Source organism: Pseudomonas sp. B21-035, from assembly GCF_024748945.1.
Classification (GTDB): Bacteria; Pseudomonadota; Gammaproteobacteria; order Pseudomonadales; family Pseudomonadaceae; genus Aquipseudomonas.
Genome location: NZ_CP087179.1, coordinates 392,877 through 414,205, shown reverse-complemented (window position 1 = coordinate 414,205; position 21,329 = coordinate 392,877). Strand labels below are relative to the sequence as shown.

17 protein-coding genes and 2 pseudogenes are annotated in these 21,329 nt (G+C 63.8%); 5 read left to right on the top strand and 14 right to left on the bottom strand.

All coding sequences use genetic code 11. The features are described 5' to 3' along the window. Position 1 precedes the first annotated feature (1 nt). The 5 genes and pseudogenes from tatB to LOY22_RS26935 all read left to right on the top strand — a co-directional run bounded on the left by tatB (position 2) and on the right by LOY22_RS26935 (position 3,871). Positions 2 to 384, top strand: a pseudogene (gene tatB, locus LOY22_RS01815) (Sec-independent protein translocase protein TatB). After that, positions 381 to 1,172 carry a twin-arginine translocase subunit TatC gene (gene tatC / locus LOY22_RS01810; protein ID WP_045193879.1) on the top strand — a complete coding sequence of 264 codons (792 nt, stop codon included), beginning with the start codon at positions 381 to 383 and terminating at the stop codon, positions 1,170 to 1,172. The pseudogene tatB and the gene tatC overlap by 4 nt, the downstream one beginning before the upstream one ends. Further along, a complete protein-coding gene (locus tag LOY22_RS01805; protein WP_213602671.1) occupies positions 1,169 to 1,876 on the top strand; it encodes a 16S rRNA (uracil(1498)-N(3))-methyltransferase in 708 nt (235 codons plus the stop codon). The genes tatC and LOY22_RS01805 overlap by 4 nt, the downstream gene beginning before the upstream one ends. Positions 1,877 to 1,900: 24 nt before the next feature. After that, positions 1,901 to 3,016, top strand: a pseudogene (locus LOY22_RS26940) (methyl-accepting chemotaxis protein); the annotation flags it as partial. Beyond that, positions 2,999 to 3,871 carry a methyl-accepting chemotaxis protein gene (locus tag LOY22_RS26935; protein ID WP_374045263.1) on the top strand — a complete coding sequence of 291 codons (873 nt, stop codon included), beginning with the start codon at positions 2,999 to 3,001 and terminating at the stop codon, positions 3,869 to 3,871. The pseudogene LOY22_RS26940 and the gene LOY22_RS26935, both read left to right, overlap by 18 nt. A 63-nt stretch (positions 3,872 to 3,934) precedes the next feature. On the opposite strand, the gene LOY22_RS01795 is transcribed toward LOY22_RS26935, so the two are convergent. The 14 genes from LOY22_RS01795 to hutC all read right to left on the bottom strand — a co-directional run bounded on the left by LOY22_RS01795 (position 3,935) and on the right by hutC (position 21,267). After that, the gene (locus tag LOY22_RS01795; protein ID WP_258597778.1) at positions 3,935 to 4,669 is read right to left on the bottom strand and encodes an amino acid ABC transporter ATP-binding protein; all 735 of its coding nucleotides are present in this window, start codon (positions 4,667 to 4,669) and stop codon (positions 3,935 to 3,937) included. Further along, positions 4,662 to 5,624, bottom strand: coding sequence for an amino acid ABC transporter permease (locus LOY22_RS01790; RefSeq protein WP_045193883.1), 963 nt, complete (start codon positions 5,622 to 5,624; stop codon positions 4,662 to 4,664). Before LOY22_RS01790 ends, LOY22_RS01795 begins: the two co-directional genes overlap by 8 nt. Before the next feature lie 76 nt (positions 5,625 to 5,700). Next, complete coding sequence (locus LOY22_RS01785) at positions 5,701 to 6,501, bottom strand: transporter substrate-binding domain-containing protein (protein ID WP_176794300.1); 801 nt, start codon at positions 6,499 to 6,501, stop codon at positions 5,701 to 5,703. A gap of 251 nt (positions 6,502 to 6,752) precedes the next feature. Beyond that, on the bottom strand, positions 6,753 to 9,326 hold the full coding sequence (gene mdoH, locus LOY22_RS01780) for a glucans biosynthesis glucosyltransferase MdoH (RefSeq protein WP_045193885.1): 2,574 nt from the start codon (positions 9,324 to 9,326) through the stop codon (positions 6,753 to 6,755). Continuing rightward, the gene (locus LOY22_RS01775; protein ID WP_258595970.1) at positions 9,319 to 11,034 is read right to left on the bottom strand and encodes a glucan biosynthesis protein G; all 1,716 of its coding nucleotides are present in this window, start codon (positions 11,032 to 11,034) and stop codon (positions 9,319 to 9,321) included. Before LOY22_RS01775 ends, mdoH begins: the two co-directional genes overlap by 8 nt. A gap of 261 nt (positions 11,035 to 11,295) precedes the next feature. Beyond that, positions 11,296 to 11,733, bottom strand: a complete 438-nt coding sequence (gene dtd, locus LOY22_RS01770; RefSeq protein WP_045193886.1) for a D-aminoacyl-tRNA deacylase — start codon at positions 11,731 to 11,733, stop codon at positions 11,296 to 11,298. Continuing rightward, entirely contained in the window at positions 11,730 to 12,701 is a 972-nt protein-coding gene (pip, locus tag LOY22_RS01765) for a prolyl aminopeptidase (protein ID WP_045193887.1), read from the bottom strand. Before pip ends, dtd begins: the two co-directional genes overlap by 4 nt. A gap of 160 nt (positions 12,702 to 12,861) precedes the next feature. After that, positions 12,862 to 13,665 (bottom strand): N-formylglutamate deformylase, encoded by an 804-nt coding sequence (gene hutG, locus LOY22_RS01760; RefSeq protein WP_045193888.1) that lies wholly within the window; start codon positions 13,663 to 13,665, stop codon positions 12,862 to 12,864. Positions 13,666 to 13,675: 10 nt separating this feature from the next. After that, entirely contained in the window at positions 13,676 to 14,881 is a 1,206-nt protein-coding gene (hutI, locus tag LOY22_RS01755) for an imidazolonepropionase (RefSeq protein WP_213602679.1), read from the bottom strand. Positions 14,882 to 14,896: 15 nt separating this feature from the next. Then, positions 14,897 to 16,300, bottom strand: coding sequence for an amino acid permease (locus LOY22_RS01750; protein ID WP_093377005.1), 1,404 nt, complete (start codon positions 16,298 to 16,300; stop codon positions 14,897 to 14,899). 112 nt (positions 16,301 to 16,412) lie between these two features. Next, a complete protein-coding gene (gene hutH / locus LOY22_RS01745; RefSeq protein ID WP_045193891.1) occupies positions 16,413 to 17,945 on the bottom strand; it encodes a histidine ammonia-lyase in 1,533 nt (510 codons plus the stop codon). A gap of 67 nt (positions 17,946 to 18,012) precedes the next feature. Beyond that, complete coding sequence (hutU, locus tag LOY22_RS01740; RefSeq protein ID WP_045193892.1) at positions 18,013 to 19,692, bottom strand: urocanate hydratase; 1,680 nt, start codon at positions 19,690 to 19,692, stop codon at positions 18,013 to 18,015. Between the two features lie 298 nt (positions 19,693 to 19,990). Next, positions 19,991 to 20,560, bottom strand: a complete 570-nt coding sequence (locus LOY22_RS01735; protein WP_093377014.1) for a HutD family protein — start codon at positions 20,558 to 20,560, stop codon at positions 19,991 to 19,993. Continuing rightward, positions 20,557 to 21,267 carry a histidine utilization repressor gene (hutC, locus tag LOY22_RS01730; RefSeq protein ID WP_184959372.1) on the bottom strand — a complete coding sequence of 237 codons (711 nt, stop codon included), beginning with the start codon at positions 21,265 to 21,267 and terminating at the stop codon, positions 20,557 to 20,559. The genes LOY22_RS01735 and hutC overlap by 4 nt, the downstream gene beginning before the upstream one ends. Positions 21,268 to 21,329 lie beyond the last annotated feature (62 nt).

The window sequence follows — 21,329 nt, the reverse complement described above, 5'->3', positions numbered from 1 at the left end:
AATGTTCGGGATCAGCTTCAGCGAACTGTTGCTCGTGGGCCTGGTGGCCCTGCTGGTGCTCGGCCCCGAGCGCCTGCCGGGTGCCGCGCGCACCGCCGGGCTGTGGATCGGCCGGCTCAAGCGCAGCTTCAATGCGATCAAGCAGGAGGTCGAGCGCGAAATCGGCGCCGATGACATCCGTCGTCAGTTGCACAACGAGCACATCCTCTCCATGGAGCAGGAAGCGCGCAAGATCCTCAACCCCAACAGCGTCACGCCCGAGCCGCCGGCAACCCCGGCAGCTACCAGCGAAAGCGCCCCGGCGCCCGCCCGGTCAGCAGCGAACCCACGTCGCCAGCCACCAGCGCGCCCACCGAACCGACACAGCCACCGCGAGCCCCATGAGCGATATTCCGGAAAACGACCAGCCGATGCCGCTGGTTTCGCACCTCACCGAGTTGCGTACACGCCTGCTGCGCTGCGTCGCGGCCATCTTCCTGATCTTCGCCGGGCTGTTTTCCTTCGCGCAGCAGATCTACACCCTGGTCTCGGCGCCATTGCGCGCGCACTTGCCGGCCAACGCAACGATGATCGCCACCGACGTCGCCTCGCCGTTCCTGACGCCGTTCAAGCTGACCATGATCGTTTCGCTGTTCCTGGCCATTCCGCTGATCCTGCAGCAGATCTGGGGCTTCATCGCGCCGGGCCTGTACCGCCATGAAAAGCGCATCGCCATTCCGTTGCTGGTGTCGAGCATCATCCTGTTCTACGCCGGCATGGCCTTCGCCTATTTCCTGGTGTTCCCGCTGATCTTCGGCTTCTTCGCCAGCGCCACCCCGGAAGGGGTGTCGATGATGACGGACATTTCCAGCTACCTGGATTTCGTCATGACCCTGTTCTTCGCCTTCGGCGTGGCCTTCGAGATCCCGGTGGCCGTAGTGCTGCTGGTGTGGATCGGCGTGGTCGACGTGAAGTACCTGAGAAAGATCCGCCCGTACGTGATCATCGGCTGCTTCGTGGTCGGCATGATCCTCACCCCGCCGGACATCTTCTCGCAGACCCTGCTGGCGGTGCCGATGTGGCTGCTGTTCGAGATCGGCGTGCTGTTTGGCGGGCTGATCCGCAAACGCAGCGAGCACCCGCAAGATGCTGCCGACGACCATAACGACCAACCGCCAGCGACCCAGCCGTGAACCTGCTGTTACTCGAAGAAGCCGATTTCATCGCGGCCGACCGTGTGGTGCTGGCTGACCGGCGCTTCACCCACATGCAGGAAATCCACCGCGTGGCAGTGGGCGACAGCCTGCGGGTCGGGCGTATCGGCGGGCTGATGGGCCAGGCCGAAGTCCTGCGCCTGGAAGGCCATGAAGCAGAACTCAAGGTCAGTTTCGACCAGCCGCCTCCGGCCAAACTGCCGCTGACCCTGGTGCTGGCGCTGCCACGGCCGAAGATGCTCCGCCGGGTGTTCCAGACCGTTGCCACCATGGGAGTGCCGAAGGTCATCCTGGTCAACAGCTACCGGGTCGAAAAGAGCTTCTGGCAAACACCGTTCCTCGAATCCGAGGCGATCCGCGAACAGCTGATCCTCGGCCTTGAGCAGACCCGCGACACGGTGCTGCCCGAAGTCATCATCGAAAAGCGTTTCAAGCCGTTTGTCGAAGACCGCCTGCCAGCCATCAGCGCCGGCACCCTCGGCCTGGTTGGCCATCCTGGCCAGTACCCGCCGTGCCCACGCGGGTTGAACGAGCCCGTTACCCTGGCCATCGGCCCGGAAGGTGGCTGGATTCCCTACGAGATCGACCTGCTGGGCAAAGCCGGCCTTGCCCCGGTACAGCTTGGCGAACGCATCCTGCGCGTCGAGACCGCGGTCACCGCGCTATTGGCACGCTTGTTCTGACTTCAGTTTTGCCGCTCCAGGCCGATGCATTGGCACCAGAACAATAATCGCCTCTGCCGATCGCAATGGAGTCCCACCATGTACCGTTGGTTAGCCCAGCACCTGGGTAACGTGAGCGTCAATCTCAAACTCGGCATCGGCTTCGGCCTGGTCCTGTTGCTGACCCTGGCCATTACCCTGACCGGCTGGCAGGGCCTGAACGGCATTACCGAGCGTGGCGACACCCTGGGCGGCATCTCCCAGGTGCACCAGGCCACCCTGGAGCTGCGCATTGCCCGCCAGGGCTTCCAGCTCAAGGGCGACGAGGCTGCAGCGCAGGGCCTGAGCAACGCCCTGGCGGCGCTTGAACGCCAGCTGCAAGCGGTCGACCAACGTATTGTCCTGCCCGAGAACCGCCGCCGGATCGAGCAGCAGCACGACGCCGTGCGCCAGTACCACCAGGCCCTGACCAGTGCCGACAAAGCCGCCCAGCAGCGCGAAGCCGCTCGCGCCGTGCTCGGCAGCAGCGCCGACGAGGCCGCAGCGCTGATCGCCCAGGTCGAGCAACAACTGCTCGGCGGCAGCGATCTGAACCTGTTCAACAGCGTGGTCGGCGCCAGCAAACTGCTGCAACAGGCGCGCTTCCAGGTGCGTGGCTATACCTACAGCGGCAAGCCCGAGTTCCAGCAAACGGCGCTTGAAGCCATCGACCAGGCCACCTCGCAACTCAAGACCCTGGCCGAAGTCCTGCCGGCCAGCTACACCAGCAACTTCAACCAGGCCGCCCGCGCACTGGGCAACTACCGTGGCGCGGTGATCGAGTTCGGCAATGCGCAAAGCGCCTCCGAGCAGGCCGCGCAGCAAATGATCGTGCTCGGCCAGAGCCTGATCGAGCAAAGCCAGCAACTGACCACCACCCTCACCGGCCTGCGCGATGCCGAGTCGCAGCATGCCAAGTCGATGCTAGCCCTGGCCACCGTGCTGGCCCTGTTGTTCGGCCTGCTGGCCGCCTGGGCGATTACCCGGCAGATCGTCATCCCCCTGCGCCAGACCCTCAACGCCGCCGACCGCGTCGCCAGTGGCGACCTGCGCCACGACCTCAAGGTCGATCGCCGTGACGAGCTGGGCCAATTACAGCGCAGCATGCAGCGCATGACTGTGAGCCTGCGCGAACTGATCGGTGGCATCGGCGACGGCGTCACCCAGATTGCCAGCGCCGCCGAAGAGCTGTCGGCAGTCACCGAGCAGACCAGCGCCGGGGTCAACAATCAAAAGGTCGAGACCGACCAGGTCGCCACCGCCATGAACGAAATGGCCGCCACTGTGCAGGAAGTCGCGCGCAACGCCGAGGAAGCCTCCGAGGCGGCGGTGATGGCCGACCAGCAGGCCCGCGAAGGCGATCGGGTGGTCGGCGAAGCCATCGCCCAGATCGAGCGCCTGGCCAGCGAGGTCAACCACTCCAGCGAAGCCATGGGCCAGCTCAAGGCCGAAAGCGACAAGATCGGCAGTGTGCTCGATGTGATCAAGTCGGTGGCCCAGCAGACCAACCTGCTGGCCCTCAACGCCGCCATCGAAGCTGCCCGCGCCGGTGAAGCCGGGCGTGGCTTTGCCGTGGTCGCCGATGAAGTGCGCAGCCTGGCCCAGCGCACCCAGCAGTCCACCGAAGAGATCGAACAGCTGATCGCCGGCCTGCAAAACGGCACCCAGCAGGTTGCCACGGTCATGGACGCCAGCCGCGGCCTGACCGACAGCAGCGTCGAGCTGACCCGCCGCGCCGGCACCTCGCTGGAAACCATCACCCGCACCGTGTCGTCGATCCAGGCGATGAACCAGCAGATCGCCGCTGCTGCCGAGCAGCAGAGCGCGGTGGCCGAAGAGATCAACCGGAGCGTGATGAATGTGCGCGACGTGTCGGACCAGACCTCGGCCGCCAGTGAAGAGACCGCGGCGTCGAGCGTCGAGCTGGCGCGGTTGGGGACGCATCTGCAGACGCTGGTCGGCAAGTTCCAGCTGTAGAAAGCATCGCGGGTCAAGCCCGCTCCCACATAAGTGGGAGCGGGCTTGACCCGCGATGAGGCCCTAGAGCACCTGACGCAAAAACGCCTGGGCGCGCAGGTCCTTGGGTGAAGTGAAGAACGCCTCCGGCGGCGAATCTTCCAGCAGCTTGCCGTGATCGAAGAACAGCACCCGATCCGCCACTTCCCGGGCGAAGCCCATTTCGTGGGTGACGCAGACCATGGTCATGCCTTCCAGGGCCAGGGTCTTCATCACATCGAGCACTTCGCCGACCATTTCCGGGTCGAGCGCCGAGGTCGGCTCATCGAACAGCATCACCTTGGGGTCCATGGCCAGGGCGCGGGCGATCGCCACCCGCTGTTGCTGACCACCGGACAAGCGTGATGGGTACTCGTTGGCCTTCTGGGCGATACCAACCTTATCCAGCAGCGCACGGGCCTTGGCTTCGCGCTCGGCCTTGCCGCGCTTGCGCACGACTTTTTGCGCCAGGCACAGGTTCTCCAGCACGGTCATGTGCGGGAACAGGTTGAAATGCTGGAACACCATACCGACTTCGCGGCGGTAGGCGTTGACGTCGGTCTTCGGGTCGGCCAACTGCAGGCCGTCGATGGCCACGGTGCCTTCATCGAACGACTCCAGGCCGTTCAGGCAGCGCAGGAAGGTCGACTTGCCCGAACCCGAAGGGCCGAGCACTACCAGCACTTCGCCCTTGGCCACGTCGGTGCTGACGTGATCGACCGCGCGCACCACCTGCCCACGGGTGTTGAAGACTTTTACCAGGTCACGGACTTCAATCACTTTGCGCAAGCCTCCGCTCAAGCCGGCTGGCCATGTGCGACAGCGGCAGGTTGATCAACAGGTACAGGCCGGCGACGCAGAACCAGATCTCGAAGGTCGAGAACGAAGTGGTGATCGCCTCGCGACCGCTTTTGGTCAGTTCGGTGATGGCGATCACCGAGACCAGCGAGGTGTCCTTGACCAGGCTGATGAACTGCCCGGCCAGCGGCGGCAGCACGCGCTTGAAGGCTTGCGGCAGCACCACATGACGCATCGACTGGCCAGCGCTCAGGCCCAGCGAACGGGCCGCTTCACCCTGGCCCCTGGCAATCGACTGCACCCCGGCACGGACGATCTCGGCGACGTAGGCGCCGGTAAACAGCGCCAGCGCCGCCACCCCGGCAAACTCCCGGGACAGGTTGAGCACGGTGCCGATGAAGAAGTAGAAGATAAAGATCTGCACCAGCAGCGGCGTGCCGCGCACCAGCTCGACATAGACCGTCGACAGGTCGCGCAATGTCGGGTTGTTCGACAGCCGGCAGAGCCCGGCAAACAGTCCGATCAACAGCCCCAGCACACCGGAGGCGACCGAGATCCATACCGTGGTCCACAGGCCCCAGGCCAGCGGGCCCGCGGCCCAGTGGTGGGTAACGCCGATCAGGTCGCCTTCGGCCACATCGTCGCCGCGCGACAGCTGTACGCTGGCCTGCTCGACCTCGAAGACCTGCTCGCCACCGCTCTCGTCACGTACGGTGACGCTGGCCATGTCGCCCTTGCTGACGATGGCTTCGATGGTACCGTTTTCACTCACGCGCTGGGCGACTTCGGCCTGGTAGGCGAAATACTGCGGCACCCGGTTCCAGCGCCACTCGTAGGACATCAGCGAGGTCGCGTAATACAGGCTGATCGCCAGGCCGATCAGGACCAGCGCGGTCAGCCCGTGCCAGGGCCACTGGGCTTTGTTGTGTTTGATCACGAGGGTACTTCCGTAAAAGCGAACGCGCAGGACCAGCCTGCGCGTCGGGTTTCAAGCCAGGCGTGGGGCCTTGGCCTTATTCCATGTCCTTGAGCCAGGCGGTGTCCTTGAACCACTTGTCGTGGATTCGATCGTAGGTACCGTCGTGCTTGATCTGGTGCAGGAAGTTGTTGATGAAGTTGAGGCTGTCGTAGTCGCCCTTCTTCAGGCCGAAGGCCAGCGGTTCGAAGGTGAACGGCTTGTCGAGGAACAGCAGCTTGCCAGCGCCGGCCTTGTTCACCGCCACGACGTTGTACGGCGCGTCATAGACGAAGGCGTCGGCCTTGCCGTTGACCACGTCCATCACCGCTTCCTGCTCGTTGTCGTAGCCGTGGTACTTGGCTTTGCCGATCAGCTTCTTGGCGACCATTTCGCCGGTGGTGCCGAGCTTGGAGGTCAGGCGGTACTTGTCGTTGTTCAGGTCTTTGTAGGACTTGATCTCGTCTGCCAGTTCCTTGCGGATCAGCAGGGTCTGGCCGACCACGATGAAGGGTTCGCTGAAGTTCAGCTTGAGGTTGCGTTCCTGGGTCAGGGTCATGCCGCTGCCGATCATGTCGAACTTGTCGGTCATCAGCGCCGGGATGATGCCGTCATAGGCGGTGGAGACCATCTCCAGCTTGACGCCCATGGACTTGGCCATGGCCTTGAGGATATCGACTTCGAAGCCGATGATCTCGCCGCGCTTGTTGGTCATCTGGAACGGCATGTAGGTAGGGTCCATGCCGACACGCAGGGTGCCGCGCTTGACCGCGTCATCGATGGCACCAGCCGCCTGCGCGGCACTTACCGCAACCAGCGCCGTGACGCCGACCAGCAGCATCGACAGATACTTCTTAATCATCACCAGATCCCCTAGCAGGAAAGCTCGAATTTTATTTTTGGCGCGAACCGTCCTACAGCGACGGGTGCGAGATATTCGGGGTGGGATGCTAACGCATGAACGGCACGGTACATATAGCCGAAGATGACTTTGTTACGCATTGATACCAGAAAAAGCATCGCCGGCAACACCGGCTCCCCCAAGGTCAGTTGTGCATACAACCCTGTGAGAGCCGGCGTTGCCGGCGATTGCTTGAGCCTGTCAGACGATCAGGCGCTGGCCATCGAAGGCTGCGCCGCAGGCTCTGGATGCAGCGGCAGCAGCGGCGAGTGCGGATCGTTGGCGATCGACTGGCGCCAGACGCCCAGCCAGGCCTCGTTCTGCCCATCCCAGACTGCTGTGTGCAGGCGCGCCAGGGCGACCGGGTCGCTGAGCAGGGCCAGGCGGGTGTTGCCGTCCAGGCCGTTCGGGCCGACCTCCAGGGCCTTGGCGATACGCTCGGCACGCAGTGCCTCGATCGGCGCCGCGACACCGTGGCGAGCGGTGGCCAGGGCACAAGCCAGGGCGTTCTGCTGCGGATCGACCACGGCACGCACGAAACCGTCGTGCATGGCATGCCAGCGGTTCTCGTGGGTGTACTGGTCGGTGGCCAGCAGCTCCTGCGGCGTGGCGTATTCCTCAGGAATCAGGAACAGGCTTTCGTCCTTGGCACGCAGGCCCAGGTGCACGCGGCTGGAGATCACCGAGACCGGGATCGACAGCATCAGCGAACCGACGATCGGCACCAGCCACCACAAAAAGCTCGGGTTGAGCCAGGCCACCAGCAGCGCCCAGGCCACGCCCAGCAGGGTTTGCGGACCATGGCGGCGTACCGCTTCGCTCCAAGGAGTGGAGTCGTCGTCACGCTGCGGCGAGTTCCAGGTCGCGGCCCAGCCGAGGAACGCGGCGAGCACGAAGCGGGTGTGGAAAATCATCCGCACCGGCGCCAGGAGCATGGAGAAGAGCATCTCCAGCAGCATCGACACGGTGACCTTGAAGCGCCCGCCGAACTCTTTCGCGCCCTTGGCCCAGATCAGGATGACGCTGAGCAGCTTGGGCAGGAACAGCAGCACGATGGTGGTGGAGAACAGCGCGATGGCTTTCTCCGGGTGCCACTGCGGCCACAACGGGTAGAGCTGGCGCGGTTCGAGGAAGTACTGCGGCTCCATCAGGGTGTTGGTCGCCAGCAACGCGGTCGACAACACCAGGAAGAAGAACCACAACGGCGCCGACAGGTACGACATCACCCCGGTGAGGAACACCGCACGGTGTACAGGGTGCATGCCCTTGACCAAGAACAGGCGGAAGTTCATCAGGTTGCCGTGACACCAGCGCCGGTCGCGCTTGAGCTCATCGAGCAGGTTCGGCGGCAGTTCTTCGTAGCTGCCCGGCAGGTCGTAGGCAATCCACACGCCCCAACCGGCACGACGCATCAACGCCGCTTCAACGAAGTCGTGGGAGAGGATCGCACCGGCAAACGCGCCCTTGCCCGGCAATGGCGCCAGGGCGCAGTGCTCGATGAAGGGTTTCATGCGGATGATCGCGTTGTGGCCCCAATAGTGCGACTCGCCAAGCTGCCAGAAGTGCAGGCCAGCAGTGAACAGCGGGCCGTAGACGCGGGTGGCGAACTGCTGCATGCGCGCATACAGGGTGTCCATGCCCGAGGCTTTCGGCGCGGTCTGGATGATCCCGGCGTCCGGATTGGCCTCCATCAGGCGCACCAGGCTGGTCAGGCATTCGCCGCTCATCACGCTGTCGGCATCGAGCACGACCATGTAGCGGTAGTCGCCGCCCCAGCGCCGGCAGAAGTCGTCGAGGTTGCCGCTCTTGCGTTTGACCCGGCGACGCCGGCGACGGTAGAAGATCCGCCCGAAACCTTTGGACTCGCGGCAGACTTCCAGCCAGGCCTGTTGCTCGGCCACGGCGATGTCGGTGTCGTTGGTGTCGCTGAGCACGAAGAAGTCGAAACGGTCGAGGTCACCGGTGGCGGCCACCGACTCGAAGGTCGCCCGCAGGCCGGCGAACACCCGTGGCACGTCTTCGTTGCAGATCGGCATGACGATCGCGGTGCGGGCACCGGCCTCGATCGGCTCATTGCCGGCACTGCTGCCGGAGATGCGGTATTTGTCCCGCCCGGTGAGCAGCTCGAGGAAGCCCATCAGCGCGGTCCAGAAACCCGCCGAGACCCAGCAGAAGAGGATCCCGAAGAGAATCAGGATGCTGGTCTGCAGGGCATACGGCCAGACTTGCGTGGCGGTTTGCAGCAGCGGCTGGTGCATGACCTCGTCGAGGTCGACGAACGACCAGCCCTGGTACGGCAGGATGCCCTTCATGTACCAACCGGCGACGATGGTCTGGCCGAGCATCAGCGCCAGCAGGATGTAGCGGCGCATCGAACCGACCCAGCGCCAGCGTGCCTTGGGCAGCTCGCGTTTTTCCGGGGCCGGGGCGTTGGTGCGGCCGGTCAGGCGGCGCCAGGCGCGGATCAGGATGTTGGTCCGCCACGGCTCGGGGATGACCCGGGTGCGCCGGATCGGCGGCGTGGCCTTCAGGCACACCCGGCCGCTGCCGTCCACCGCGAGCATCTCGGCGTCTTGCAGCTCTTCGGCGCAGGTCACGTGCAGGCGCTCGCCCACCGAGGCCTGGACGGCCTCGGCAGCGTCGGCGCCCGGCTGGGCAGACAGGCGTTGATGCAGCTCGCTGAACGAGGAGCAGCGGGCGAGTTCCGCGCGCTGCTCGTCGCTCAGGGGCAGGTGGGCCAGGTATTCGCTGAGCGATTCTGGCCGGGTATGGGCATTACTCATCGGCAGGCAACTGATAGCTCCAGGTCTCGGTCAGCACCTGTTCGGTGGTGGCCGGTGCCCCGGTGGTGGAGGCCGCGTCGGCGGCAGGTTGCTCGGCAGGCTTGTCGGCCTTGGCGTGTTTGGCCGCGGCTTTGTCCTGCTTGCTTGGTTTGGCAGGCTTGGCCGGCTCGACCGGAACGTCACGCAGCAGGGCGGCGCGCATTTCCACGGACTTGCCCGGATCCTTGATCTTCAACCGCAGGGTCAGGCGCCAGCCCTTGATGTCCGGGTTGTAGCGCAGGTTGTTCTCGACCACTTCGGCATTGTCGCCAACGCTGACCTGGCTGCGCACGGCGGTGTCTTCCGGCAGTTTAGCCAATACCGGGCCTTCGAAGTCGACCAGGAAGGCCACGCTGCCATCGGGCTGACGGATCAGGTTGGACTGCTTGACGTCACCGGTCGAGCGCAAGGTCTGCTTGACCCAGCCCAGGTTCGGCGAATGCAGGTTGGACTCGTCGATGGTCCAGTGCAGGCGGTAGGCGTATTCGAACGGGGTACCTGGCTCCGGCAGTTTCTCCGGGCTCCAGAAGGCCACGATGTTGTCGTTGGTTTCGTCGGCAGTCGGGATCTCGACCAGATCGACGGTACCCTTGCCCCAGTCACCGACCGGCTCGATCCAGGCGCTTGGACGCTTCTGGTAGTTATCGTCGAGGTCTTCGAACTGGCTGAACTCGCGCTGGCGTTGCAGCAGGCCGAAACCACGCGGGTTCTCGACGCTGAAGTTGCTCACGGCCAGGTGTTTCGGGTTGTTCAGCGGGCGCCACAGCCACTCGCCGTTGCCGGCATGGATCGACAGGCCTTCGGAGTCGTGCAGGGCCGGACGGTAGTTGAGAACCTTGGACGGCTGGTTGCCGCCGAACAGGAACATGCTGGTCAGCGGGGCGATGCCCAGGCGGCTGACGTGGTCACGCAGGAACACCTTGGACTGCACGTCGACAATGGTGTCGCTGCCCGGACGCAGGGTCAGGCGGTAGGCACCGGTGGAACGCGGCGAATCGAGCAGCGCGTAGATCACCAGTTGTTTGTCGGCAGGTTTCGGGCGCTCGACCCAGAACTCGGTGAAGCGCGGGAACTCTTCACCCGACGGCAGCGCGGTGTCGATCGCCAGGCCACGGGCCGACAGGCCATACACATGGCCCTTGCCGACCACGCGGAAATAGCTGGCGCCCAGCAGGGTCATGATTTCATCCTGCTTGTCGGCCTTGTTGATCGGGTAGAGCACGCGGAAACCCGCGTACCCCAGCTTCTCGGTGGCCTTGGCGTCGAACTGCAGGTCGCCGAAATCGAAACGGCTCGGGTCGTACTTGATCTCTTTCACCGCCTTGGTGGTGATTTCGTTGATCTTGACCGGCGTGTCGAAATGCATGCCCTGGTGGTAGAAGGACAGCTTGAACGGCGTCTTGTCCTTGGCCCACTCGGCTTTTTCGTTGAGGAAGCGGATTTTCTGGTAGTCCGCGTACTTCATGTCACGGAACACCGCCGGCAGATTGCTTTTCGGCGCTTCGTACTTTTGTCCGGCAAGATCCTTCGCCTTGGCCGCGACATCGTCAAGGTTGAACGCCCAGAGCTGGCCTGCGCCGAGCAGGCTTACCAGCGTTGCGCCTGCCAACAGCGCCGTGCGCAGCCGATTGCCAGGAGTTCTTGGTGCATTACAGGGACTTACAATCACGAGCAACCCTCGCCGAAAACAGATCATAAAACCAACGGCCAGCGACATATGCCAGGTTGGCGAGCACTGTTCGGACTCCGAAAGGGCGCAATGATTCCCCAAACGGTTCCGGACAGTCTCAAGTCAGAGTGAAACGAACCCACGAACGCAGGCCCACATGGCGCGCGATTATCCAGCAGGCTGCGTTACAACGCATCAGGCTGATCAAACTATTTATGCTACAAAACCCCTTGTTTTCCCGCAAACAGGGGTTTTTTGCCATCAGATTTGTAACATAAATGTTACGGGGCCATCATTGACCAGGTGCACTTGCATGTCAGCACCGAACTGACCACTGGCAACCGTTGCATGTTGCGCCTGCGCCTGGGCCAGCAAATAGTCGAAAAGCTCGGCCCCTAGCGCTGGCGGCGCAGCCGTCGAAAAGCTCGGGCGCAGGCCGCTCTGGGTATCGGCGGCCAGGGTGAACTGCGACACCAGCAGCAGGCCGCCGCCGATATCCTTGAGCGACAGGTTCATCTTGCCCTGTGGGTCGCTGAACACCCGGTAGTTGAGCAGCTTGTGCAGCAGCTTGTCGGCATGGCCGCGGGTATCGCCCGGCTCGACCGCGACCAGCACCAGCAGGCCCTGGTCGATCGCGCCAACGGTTTTGCCCTCGACATCCACCCGCGCGCCACGCACGCGTTGCAGCAAGCCCTTCATGCTTCTTCCAGGGGCAGGTCGAGCAGGCGCCGGGCCATCTGGTCGGCGGCGCGCACCAGGGCGTCGGTGATGCCGGGCTCCGAGGCCGCGTGGCCAGCGTCGCGAATCACCTTAAGCTCACTGTTCGGCCAGGCCTGGTGCAGCTCCCAAGCGTTGTCCAGCGGGCAGATCACGTCGTAGCGACCATGCACGATCACCGCCGGCAGGTGGGCGATCTTCGGCATGTCGCGGATCAACTGGTCCGGTTCAAGGAAGGCATTGTTGGTGAAGTAGTGGCACTCGATGCGGGCGATCGACAGCGCGCGCTGTGGCTCGGAGAAGCGATCGACCACCAGCGGGTTGGGCCGCAGGGTCGCGGTGCGCCCTTCCCAGGTCGACCAGGCCTTGGCTGCGTGCATCTGGGCGATCTGGTCGTTGCCGGTGAGGCGCTTGTGGAAAGCCTTGACCAGGTCGCCGCGCTCTTCGGCCGGAATCGGCGCGATGTAGTCCTGCCAGTAATCGGGAAACAGGCGGCTGGCGCCGGCCTGGTAGAACCACTCGATCTCTTGCGGGCGGCACAGGAAGATGCCACGCAAAATCAGCCCATGCACGCGCTCGGGGTGGGTCTGGGCGTAGGCCAGGGCCAGGGTCGAGCCCCACGAGCCGCCGAACAGCACCCACTTGTCGATCCCCAGGTGCTTGCGGATGCGCTCCAGGTCTTCGACCAGGTGCCAGGTGGTGTTGTTTTCCAGGCTGGCATGCGGGGTCGAACGGCCGCAGCCGCGCTGGTCGAAGGTGATGATGCGGTACAGATTGGGGTCGAAGTAGCAGCGGCTCTGGGCATCGCAGCCGGCACCCGGGCCACCATGGATGAACACCACCGGCAGACCTTCCGGCGAACCGCTTTCATCGACATACAGCACATGCGGTGCTTCCACGGCCAGATCGTGCCGGGCGTAGGGTTTGATCTGCGGGTACAAGGTCTGCATTACGCACTCCGTGTGGGAATTATTCTGCCGTTGGGCATCATAAACCTGAATTGCGCTTTGAGCATGTACCTGTGATGGCTTTGGGGCCTCATCGCGGGGCAAGCCCGCTCCAACGAGAACTGTGGGAGCGGGCTTGCCCCGCGATGCAGGCGCCGCGCAATCAGCGTGAATAGCGCTCCTTGCCCCACGCCAGCAAGGTCTGGAGCAACTGCTTCAACACCACCTGGGTCGGCGCCGCCAGGTCCTCGCGGTACTTGAACGGCTCGACCTCTTCCATGTAGGTGCTCTGCGCCAGCTCCAGCTGCACTGCATGAATGTTGTTGGCCGGGTCGCCATAGTGGCGGGTGATATGCCCACCCTTGAAGCGGCCATTGAGCACATGACTGTACTGCTCAAATTTTGCACAAACACCTTGCAGCCGTTCGGCCAGTTGCGGATCACAACTGGCGCCATTGAAGGTGCCGAGGTTGAAGTCCGGCAGCTTGCCGTCGAACAGGTGCGGGATGTGTGAACGAATCGAGTGGGCATCCCACAGCAAGGCATAGCCGAACTGCTCGCGCAGGCGCGCCAGCTCGCTGCGAATGGTGTCGTGGTAAGGCCGCCAGATGGCTTCCAGGTACCCCGCCCGCTCCTGTGCCGACGGCGCCTGGCCGTCCTTGAACAACGGCTCGCCCTCAAACAGCGTGGCCGGGTACAGGCCGGTGGTGGCGCCAACGTACAGCGGCTTGTCGTCGTCCGGGCGGTTCAGGTCGATGACGAAACGCGAGTACTCGGCGGCGACCACGCTCACGCCCAGGCCTTGGGCAAACTCATATAGCTGCGGAATGTGCCAGTCGGTGTCCGGCAAGCTTTGCGCCTGCCCGACCAGGCCGTCCTGCACCGCTGGGGTCAGCTTCAAACCGGCGTGGGGCATGCTGATCAGCAGCGGCAGCGTGCCCTGGTGAAATTTCAGTACCTTGTCCATACGCCCTCTCTCAATTGGAAATTTCATCGCCCAGGCGCACCACCCGCTTGGGCAGGTCGCCGCCGAGCCAGTAGGCCAGGTCGGCCGGTCGCTCGATCTGCCAGGCGACAAAGTCGGCAACCTTGCCCACTTCCAGTGAACCGTGGCTGTCGCCCAGGCCCAAAGCGGTTGCCGCATGCAGGGTGACACCGGCCAGGGCTTCTTCCGGGGTCATGCGGAACAAGGTACAGGCCATGTTCAGCATCAGCCGCAGCGACAGCGCCGGCGAAGTGCCGGGGTTGAGGTCGCTGGCAATGGCAATTTTCACCCCATGCTTGCGCAGCGCGTCCATCGGTGGCAACTGGGTTTCGCGCAGAAAGTAGAACGCACCGGGCAGCAGTACCGCCACGGTCCCGGCCGCCGCCATGGCGATGGCGTCGTCTTCGGTCATGAATTCCAGGTGATCGGCCGACAGCGCCTGGTAGCGTGCCGCCAGGCTCGAGCCTGCCAGCGACGACAGTTGCTCGGCATGCAGCTTGACCGGCAGGCCCAGTTCGCGAGCCTTGATGAACACCCGCTCGACCTGAGCCGGCGAAAACGCCAGGTACTCGCAGAAGGCATCCACTGCATCCACCAAACCCTCGGCCGCCAGGGCCGGGAGCATTTCGTCACAGATATGGCTGATGTAGTCGTCAGCCCGATCCTTGTATTCCGGTGGCAAGGCGTGGGCTGCCAGGCAGGTGCTGCGCACGGTGAGCGGCAGCTCCTCGCCAAGGCGGCGGATAACCTTGAGCAGCTTGCGCTCGCTGGCCAGGTCAAGGCCGTAGCCGGACTTGATCTCCAGGGTGGTGACGCCATCATGCATCAGCGCCTGCACGCGCTGGCGGGCACTGGCGAACAGCTCGTCTTCGCTGGCCGCGCGGGTCGCCCGCACGGTACTGGCGATGCCGCCGCCCTGGGCGGCGATCTCGGCATAGCTGACGCCTTGCAGGCGCTGCTCGAACTCGCCGCTGCGGTTGCCGCCAAACACCGCGTGGGTGTGGCAGTCGATCAACCCCGGAGTGACCCAGGCGCCGCCCAGGTCCACGGTTCTGTCAGCGACCAGGGCCGGCAGCTGCTGGCGCGGCCCGATCCATTCGATATGGCCGGCGCTGGTGACGATCGCCGCATCCTCGATGATCGAGTAAGTACCTTGCGCCATGCTTGCCACATGGCAATGCTGCCAGAGGGTTTTCATCCAGAGTCTCCTTGATCAGAGTTGAGAAGGTTCCTGCACCAGCGGCTGCTCGGCGGCAACCACCTGCGGCTTGCACCAGAGCTTGTAGGCCACCACCAGGAACAATACCCAGACCACGCCGACCAGCAGCGCGGCTTGAGTATCAGGGAAGTACCCGAGTACGCCAAAGACGAACAGCATGAAGGCAATCGCTGCCGCCGGGCCATAAGGCCAGAACGGTACCGGGAATTTCAGCTGGGCAACTTCTTCACGGCTCATGCTGCGGCGCATGGCAACCTGGGTCACCAGGATCATCAGCCACACCCAGACGGTCGCGAAGGTGGCGATCGAGGCAATCAGCAGGAACACGTTTTCCGGGATCAAGTAGTTGAGCACCACACCGCCGAGCAACGCTGCGCCCATGACCAGCACGGTCATCCATGGCACGCCATGCCGGGAGATCTTGGCAAAGCCTTTGGGCGCCTGACCTTGCTGGGCCAGGCCGTACATCATGCGCCCGGCGCCGAAAATGTCGCTGTTGATCGCCGAGACCGCGGCGGAAATCACCACGATGTTCAGCACGGTCGCCGCCGAGCCAATCCCCAGGTTACTGAAGATCTGCACGAACGGGCTGCCCTGGCTGCCGATTTGCGGCCATGGGTACAGGCACATCAACACGAACAACGTCAGCACATAGAACAGCAGGATGCGCATCGGCACGGCGTTGATTGCCTTGGGGATAACGCGCTGCGGGTCCTTGGCTTCACCGGCGGTGATGCCGATGATTTCGATACCGCCAAAGGCAAACATCACCACGGCAAACGAGGCGATCAGGCCACCAATGCCGTTGGGCATGAAGCCGCCATGCTCGAACAGGTTGCTGATGCCCACGGCGTTATCGGCAGCGGCATTGCTCAGGCCGAAGGCCATGATGCCGAAACCGGCGAGGATCATCGCGACGATGGCGCCGACCTTGAGCAGCGACAGCCAGAACTCCATCTCGCCGAACACCTTGACGTTGCACAGGTTCAGGCCGCCGATCAGGAAGACGATGCCCAGCACCCAGATCCAGCGCGCCACTTCCGGAAACCAGAAGCCCATATAGATGCCGAAGGCGGTGACGTCGGCAAGGCAGACGATGATCATTTCAAAGGCATAGGTCCAGCCGAGGATGAACCCCGACATCGGCCCCAGGTAGGTACTGGCGTAGTGGCCGAAGGAGCCGGACACCGGGTTGTGCACGGCCATTTCGCCCAGCGCGCGCATGACCATGAAGACCGCTGCACCACCGATCAGGTAGGCCAGCAGTACTGCAGGGCCGGCCATCTGGATGGCCGAGGCGGAGCCGTAGAACAGCCCGGTACCGATCGCCGAGCCCAGCGCCATGAAACGAATGTGTCGCGCGGTCAGCCCGCGCTTGAGTCCTTGAGCTTCTTGCATGTCACGTCCTTATTCTTGTTCTGGTCGTGAGAATGAACGGGCGCGCCAATCCCGGCGCAAGCCCGCCCCCAATGAGGGAGCGGGCTTGCCCCGCGAAGGGCCCCGGGAGCAATTACAGGCTAGGCAGGACCTTGGCCGGCAGCAGGCCGGTCAGGCGCCCTTCGGCCAGCAGGGCGATGGCCGCCTCGATGTCCGGGGCGAAGAAGCGGTCTTTGTCGTAGTAAGCAACTTTGCTGCGCAGGGTTTGACGCGCCTGTTCCAGCTTCGGCGAGGTCTTCAGGCCTTCACGCAGGTCCAGGCCCTGGCAGGCAGCCAGCCATTCGATGGCAAGGATACCGCGCACGTTGTCGCTCATTTCCCACAGGCGCTTGCCGGCAGCCGGGGCCATCGACACGTGGTCTTCCTGGTTGGCAGACGTTGGCAGGCTGTCGACGCTGTGCGGGTGCGCCAGGGCCTTGTTCTCGCTGGCCAGGGCCGCGGCGGTAACCTGGGCGATCATGAAGCCGGAGTTGACCCCGCCATTGGCAACCAGGAACGGCGGCAGCTGGGACATGTGCTTGTCCATCATCAGCGAGATGCGGCGCTCGCTCAGCGAACCGATTTCGGCGATGGCCAGGGCCATGTTGTCGGCGGCCATGGCCACCGGCTCCGCGTGGAAGTTACCACCGGAGATCACGTCGCCTTCGGCGGCAAATACCAGCGGGTTGTCGGACACGGCGTTGGCTTCGATCACCAGCACTTCGGCGGCCTGGCGGAACTGGGTCAGGCAGGCGCCCATGACCTGTGGCTGGCAACGCAGCGAGTACGGGTCCTGGACTTTGCCGCAGTTCTCGTGAGAGGCGGAAACTTCGCTGCCATCACCCAGCAGGTCGCGGTAGCACGCGGCTGCATCGATCTGGCCGCGCTGGCCACGGGCTTCGTGGATGCGCGCATCGAACGGCGAACGCGAACCCAGCACGGCTTCGACGGTCAGGCCACCGACCGACATGGCCGCGGCGAACAGGTCTTCACCTTCGAACAGGCCGCGCAGGGCAAAGGCGGTGGATGCCTGAGTGCCATTGAGCAGTGCCAGGCCTTCTTTGGCCGCCAGGGTCAGCGGCTCAAGGCCGGCAACCGCCAGGGCTTCGGTGGCCGACAGCCATTGGCCGTTGTGGCGCGCCTTGCCTTCACCCAGCAGTACCAGCGACATGTGTGCCAGCGGGGCGAGGTCGCCGGACGCGCCGACCGAACCCTTGAGCGGGATGTGCGGATAGACTTCGGCGTTGATCAGCGCGATCAGGGCGTTGATCACCTTGCGGCGGATGCCGGAGAAACCACGGCTCAGGCTGTTGACCTTGAGCACCATGATCAGGCGCACCAGGGCGTCGTCGATCGGTTGGCCGACGCCAGCGGCGTGGGACAGCACCAGCGAACGCTGGAGGTTTTCCAGGTCGTGGCTGGCGATACGGGTCGAGGCCAGCAGGCCGAAACCGGTGTTGATGCCGTAGGCGGTGCGGTTTTCCGCGAGAATCTGCTCGACGCAGGCGACGCTGGCGTCGATCTGCTGGTCAGCGCTGGAATCCAGCTTGAGTTTTACCGGCTGCTGGTAGATCGCACGCAGCTGAGCCAGGGTCAGGGTGCCAGGCTTCAGGGTCAATTCAGTCACGTTAATGCTCCGTACTCGTGAGGCGTAGGCGCCTGCATAGATATCAGTATCAACCATTTAGCGCAGATCAGCGCGTGATCATCGGCAGGTTCAAGCCTTGTTCCTTGGCGCAGTCGATGGCGATCTGATAACCGGCATCGGCGTGACGCATGACACCGGTAGCCGGGTCGTTGGTCAGTACCCGGGCGATCCGCTCGGCAGCTTCGTCGGTACCGTCGCAGACGATGACCATGCCCGAGTGCTGGGAGAAGCCCATGCCTACGCCACCACCGTGGTGCAGGGATACCCAGGTCGCACCGCTGGCGGTGTTGAGCAGGGCGTTGAGCAGCGGCCAGTCGGAGACGGCGTCGGAGCCATCCTGCATCGATTCGGTTTCACGGTTGGGGCTGGATACCGAGCCGGAGTCCAGGTGGTCGCGGCCGATAACGATCGGCGCCGACAACTCGCCGCGGCGGACCATTTCGTTGAACGCCAGGCCCAGCTTGGCGCGCTGGCCCAGACCAACCCAGCAGATACGCGCCGGCAGGCCCTGGAAGCTGATGCGCTCGCGAGCCATGTCCAGCCAGTTGTGCAGGTGGTCGTCGTCCGGGATCAGTTCCTTGACCTTGGCGTCGGTCTTGTAGATGTCTTCGGCATTACCCGACAGCGCCGCCCAGCGGAACGGACCGATACCACGGCAGAACAGCGGCCGAATGTAGGCCGGTACGAAGCCCGGGAAGTCGAAGGCATTGGCAACGCCCTCTTCCTTGGCCATTTGACGGATGTTGTTACCGTAGTCGAAAGTCGGCACGCCCTGCTTCTGGAACTCGAGCATGGCTTGAACGTGGACAGCCATCGATTGCTTGGCGGCCTTGACCACCGCAGCCGGTTCGGTCTGCGCACGGTCGCGGTATTGCTCCCAGGTCCAGCCGGCTGGCAGGTAGCCGTTGAGCGGGTCGTGGGCGCTGGTCTGGTCGGTGACCATGTCCGGGCGCACGCCACGCTTGATCAGTTCAGGCAGGATTTCGGCGGCGTTGCCCAGCAGGGCAATGGAGATGGCCTTGCCTTCGGCGGTGTATTTGGCGATACGCGCCAGGGCGTCGTCCAGGTCCTTGGCTTGCTCGTCGACATAACGGCTGCTCAGGCGGAAGTCGATGCGGCTCTGCTGGCATTCGATGTTCAGCGAGCAGGCGCCGGCCAGGGTCGCCGCCAGTGGCTGGGCGCCGCCCATGCCGCCCAGGCCCGCGGTCAGTACCCACTTGCCCTTGAGGCTGCCGTTGTAGTGCTGGCGGCCGGCTTCGACGAAGGTTTCGTAGGTGCCCTGGACGATGCCCTGGCTGCCGATGTAGATCCAGCTGCCGGCGGTCATCTGGCCGTACATGGCCAGGCCCTTGGCATCCAGTTCGTTAAAGTGTTCCCAGTTGGCCCAGTGCGGTACCAGGTTGGAGTTGGCGATCAGTACGCGTGGGGCGTTGCTGTGGGTCTTGAACACGCCGACCGGCTTGCCCGACTGCACCAGCAGGGTTTCGTCGTCGTTCAGGTTGGTCAGGCTCTCGACGATCTTGTCGTAGCACTCCCAGTTACGCGCGGCACGGCCAATACCGCCGTACACCACCAGCTCTTTCGGGTTCTCGGCGACTTCCGGGTCGAGGTTGTTCATCAGCATGCGCAACGGTGCTTCAGTCAGCCAGCTTTTGGCGGTCAGCTTGTTGCCGCGCGCTGCGCGGATTTCGACGTCACGGAATTTCTTGAAGTTGTTGTCAGTCACGGAAATGGCTCCTAAGCGATCGGTCCAGAGCAACCCAGGCATTGGGTGGGTCATGGCACTTATACAAACACATCTTTACTTGTATGTACAAGCATAGGCAATTGAAGTGCCAACTCCTGATCAGTGCGCTTTTCCCGGCGCCAACGCAGGTGCTAGAGCCCCGCGATGCGCGGGCTGTGGCGAATTAAAATTTTTTCCAGGAGATGAGCGGTCAAGCCAAGGGGATCAGTGGCGTTGCACCACTTTGGGTCAATCGGTAACAGCCTCGGCCGCGCTGAACGGCCGAGGCGTAACACACTCAGCGCGGGCTGAGCTCGATCAGGCAGCAGCGCCCCTGAATGTTCAAGGTCTGCAGGCCCTGACTCGCCTCCAGGTGCAAGCAGTCATAGCGCCCGAGCAGCTGCACACCGCTGTCCAGCGTCACCTCGACCTGGGAAGCCACGGCAAACAGCAGCACGGTCGTGGCCGAACTGAACAGCCGCTGGCTGCCATCGAGCCACTGCAGGCGCGCGTTGTAGCGCTCGGGAGAATAGATCAGGTTGAAATCGCGAATTGCACCACCGAGCAGCGTGCAACTGACCTGGCTCTGGCCGCTGAAGGCAAAGGCGTCGAACGGCAGCAACGGCCGCGTCGGCTGGCCATCGACCTGCAGGCGCATGCCCTCGCCCTCGAGCACGGTGATGATCCGCTGATACCCGGCAAAGCTGGAAAAACCACCGGACTCGCTGATATCGGCAATCGACAGGCGCCAGCCGAAGCCGTCCAGGCCGACGCCGGCATCGCGGGCAATCTCTTCGGTGCTGCCGCCGCCGTTCTTCCATGGCATGCGGGGGTAGTCTTTGGCGCGTAATACCTGCAACTGGCTCATTTGCTGAAGCGTCCTTCCAAGCGATGACGGGATCCGGGATGAATCAGACGAGCGGCAGTCACTGGCTGACGCCCCGACCAGGTGCGGCGGCGGATCAGCAGGCACGGCTCGCCCGGTTCGATTTGCAGCAGGCGGCATTCATCCGGGTCGGCAAGAATCGCCTCGACCACGTGTTCGCCCTCGGTCAAGGGTGCGACCTGGGACAGGTAGGCGTAGGGCGTTTGCCGGGTGAAGTCCTGCTGGAGGTATTCGGGCGCTACCGCAGCATTAACGAAGCGGTCTTCGATCTGCACGGCGACGCCGTTCTCGTAATGCACGATCAGCGAGTGGAACACCCGCTGGCCTTCACGCATGTCCAGGGCCAGGGCGCGCTCGGAACCGGCGGCCTCTTCGGCGAGGATGATCACCTGGCAGCTGTGCTCGTGGCCACGGGCGGCGATCTCGTCGGCAATGTTGTTGACCTCGAACAGCGCCGAACGGCTCTTGGGCTCGGCCACAAAGGTGCCGACGCCCTGCATGCGCACCAGCAAACCTTCGGCGGTGAGCTCGCGCAAGGCGCGGTTGATGGTCATGCGGCTGAAGCCCAACTGGTTGACCAGTTCGCTCTCGGACGGCACCCGGTGATGCGGCGGCCAGCTGCCATTCTGGATCTGCTGGGCGATCATCTGTTTGACCCGGGCGTACAGCGGCGCCGGACCCTCGCCCATCTGGGCAACCAGCGCGGAGACAGGAGGTGTCGGCACGGAAGATATCCTTGTTCGGTTGAATG

Excerpts from the sequence above, each read along its gene's own strand:
- hutG (WP_045193888.1), bottom strand. The coding sequence starts at position 13,665 with ATGGACAAGGTACTGAAATTTCACCAGGGCACGCTGCCGCTGCTGATC.
- mdoH (WP_045193885.1), bottom strand. The coding sequence starts at position 9,326 with ATGAGTAATGCCCATACCCGGCCAGAATCGCTCAGCGAATACCTGGCC.
- dtd (WP_045193886.1), bottom strand. The coding sequence starts at position 11,733 with ATGAAGGGCTTGCTGCAACGCGTGCGTGGCGCGCGGGTGGATGTCGAG.
- LOY22_RS01750 (WP_093377005.1), bottom strand. The coding sequence starts at position 16,300 with ATGCAAGAAGCTCAAGGACTCAAGCGCGGGCTGACCGCGCGACACATT.
- tatC (WP_045193879.1), top strand. The coding sequence starts at position 381 with ATGAGCGATATTCCGGAAAACGACCAGCCGATGCCGCTGGTTTCGCAC.
- hutC (WP_184959372.1), bottom strand. The coding sequence starts at position 21,267 with ATGGGCGAGGGTCCGGCGCCGCTGTACGCCCGGGTCAAACAGATGATC.
- hutI (WP_213602679.1), bottom strand. The coding sequence starts at position 14,881 with ATGAAAACCCTCTGGCAGCATTGCCATGTGGCAAGCATGGCGCAAGGT.
- pip (WP_045193887.1), bottom strand. The coding sequence starts at position 12,701 with ATGCAGACCTTGTACCCGCAGATCAAACCCTACGCCCGGCACGATCTG.
- LOY22_RS26935 (WP_374045263.1), top strand. The coding sequence starts at position 2,999 with ATGCAGCGCATGACTGTGAGCCTGCGCGAACTGATCGGTGGCATCGGC.
- LOY22_RS01735 (WP_093377014.1), bottom strand. The coding sequence starts at position 20,560 with ATGAGCCAGTTGCAGGTATTACGCGCCAAAGACTACCCCCGCATGCCA.